Annotated in this window: 2 rRNA genes (1 of these 2 cut by a window edge); both read left to right on the top strand. The window is 54.0% G+C overall.

Annotated elements, in window-relative coordinates:
* Positions 1-2051: ribosomal RNA gene (locus tag F0155_RS22850) — 23S ribosomal RNA — on the top strand (it extends 674 nt beyond the left edge of the window).
* Between the two features lie 306 nt (positions 2052-2357).
* Positions 2358-2472 (top strand): 5S ribosomal RNA (rrf, locus tag F0155_RS22845).
* The last annotated feature ends 28 nt before the right edge of the window (positions 2473-2500 follow it).

Raw genomic sequence — 2500 nt, 5'->3', positions numbered from 1 at the left:
TGCGGTAACACGCACTGGAGGACCGAACCCACGCCTGTTGAAAAAGTCGGGGATGAGCTGTGGCTAGGGGTGAAAGGCCAATCAAACTCGGAAATAGCTGGTTCTCCGCGAAATCTATTTAGGTAGAGCGTCGGATGAATACTCTCGGGGGTAGAGCACTGGATGGGCTATGGGGGCTTACCGCCTTACTGATCCTAACCAAACTCCGAATACCGAGAAGTACTATCCGGCAGACACACAGTGGGTGCTAACGTCCATTGTGGAGAGGGAAACAACCCTGACCGCCAGTTAAGGTCCCTAAGTTATGGCTAAGTGGGAAAGGATGTAGAGATCCCAAAACAACCAGGATGTTGGCTTAGAAGCAGCCATCATTTAAAGAAAGCGTAACAGCTCACTGGTCTAAATAAGGGTCTCCGCGCCGAAAATGTACCGGGGCTCAAGCCATACACCGAAACTGCGGGTGTGATCTTCGGATCACGCGGTAGCGGAGCGTTCTGTAAGTCTGCGAAGGGATACTCGTGAGAGATCCTGGAGATATCAGAAGTGCGAATGCTGACATGAGTAACGATAAAGGGAGTGAGAGACTCCCTCGCCGAAAGTCCAAGGGTTCCTGCGCAACGCTAATCGGCGCAGGGTTAGCCGGCCCCTAAGGCGAGGCCGAAAGGCGTAGTCGATGGGAATGCAGTTAATATTCTGCAGCTTGGTGGTAGTGACGGATGCCGTGTGTTGTATCCCCTTACTGGATTGGGGGTGCAGCGAAGGTGTTCCAGGAAATAGCTCCACCTTATAAACCGTACCCGAAACCGACACAGGTGGACTGGTAGAGCATACCAAGGCGCTTGAGAGAACTATGCTGAAGGAACTCGGCAAAATGCTCCCGTAAGTTCGCGAGAAGGGAGACCTCTTTGTGGGCAACCATGAAGGGGTGGCACAGACCAGGGGGTGGCGACTGTTTATCAAAAACACAGGGCTCTGCGAAGTCGCAAGACGACGTATAGGGTCTGACGCCTGCCCGGTGCTGGAAGGTTAAGAGGAGGTGTGCAAGCTCCGAATTGAAGCCCCAGTAAACGGCGGCCGTAACTATAACGGTCCTAAGGTAGCGAAATTCCTTGTCGGGTAAGTTCCGACCTGCACGAATGGCGTAACGACTTCCCCGCTGTCTCCAGCATAGACTCAGTGAAATTGAATTCCCCGTGAAGATGCGGGGTTCCTGCGGTCAGACGGAAAGACCCCGTGCACCTTTACTACAGCTTCACACTGGTATTCGTAATGACATGTGTAGGATAGGTGGTAGACGTTGAAGCAAGGGCGCCAGCTCTTGTGGAGTCACCCTTGAAATACCACCCTTGTCCTTATGGATATCTAACCGCGGTACAACAATATCCGGGACCGTGTGTGGCGGGTAGTTTGACTGGGGCGGTCGCCTCCCAAATGGTAACGGAGGCGCGCGAAGGTGGGCTCAGAGCGGTCGGAAATCGCTCGTCGAGTGCAATGGCATAAGCCTGCCTGACTGCGAGACTGACAAGTCGAGCAGAGACGAAAGTCGGCCATAGTGATCCGGTGGTCCCTCGTGGAAGGGCCATCGCTCAACGGATAAAAGGTACGCCGGGGATAACAGGCTGATGATGCCCAAGAGTCCATATCGACGGCATTGTTTGGCACCTCGATGTCGACTCATCACATCCTGGGGCTGGAGCAGGTCCCAAGGGTTTGGCTGTTCGCCAATTAAAGTGGTACGTGAGTTGGGTTCAGAACGTCGCGAGACAGTTCGGTCCCTATCTGCCGTGGGTGTAGGAGAATTGAGAGGATCTGTCCCTAGTACGAGAGGACCGGGATGGACGTACCTCTGGTGGACCTGTTGTGGCGCCAGCCGCATTGCAGGGTAGCTATGTACGGAAGGGATAACCGCTGAAAGCATCTAAGCGGGAAACCCACCTCAAAACCAGTTCTCCCTGAAGAGCCGTGGAAGACCACCACGTCGATAGGAAGCGTGTGGAAGTGCGGCAACGCATGAAGCTTAGCTTTACTAATAGCTCGTTCGGCTTGATCACTCTCATTACTCTATGTTCATCTTTTTAAAAGCGCTTCAGGCGCATTTAAAAAGATCATTCTTAGTGCGCTATCGGCCCTTGGCCTACTTGAGCGCAGTAAGTTGGCTCCCCTGAAACAAGGGAATAAACGCCAAGACAAAAAAATATAAGACCAGACATGACCCTCAAGGGAAAAGGAATGGAACCAAAGGTTCCAAGCGCACAAGCGTGCGTCGGCGATACTTCGCCGCCCTCCCGGAGCCGAAGCAGCTTCGCTGCGACAGGCGTGAGGGGCATGGTACTTCACGAATATCTGTCCTTCGCCGGCCTGGTGGCCCAAGCGGGGCGCCCCCACCCGATCCCATCCCGAACTCGGCCGTGAAACGCCCCAGCGCCAATGGTACTTCGTCTTAAGACGCGGGAGAGTAGGTCGCCGCCAGGCCTGCAAAGAACAGATATAACTCTTCAAC

Source organism: Roseibium sediminis (assembly GCF_008711325.1).
Classification (GTDB): domain Bacteria; phylum Pseudomonadota; class Alphaproteobacteria; order Rhizobiales; family Stappiaceae; genus Roseibium; species Roseibium sediminis.
The sequence above is the reverse complement of the archived record's forward strand: the minus strand, read 5'-3'. Positions and strand labels throughout refer to the sequence as shown.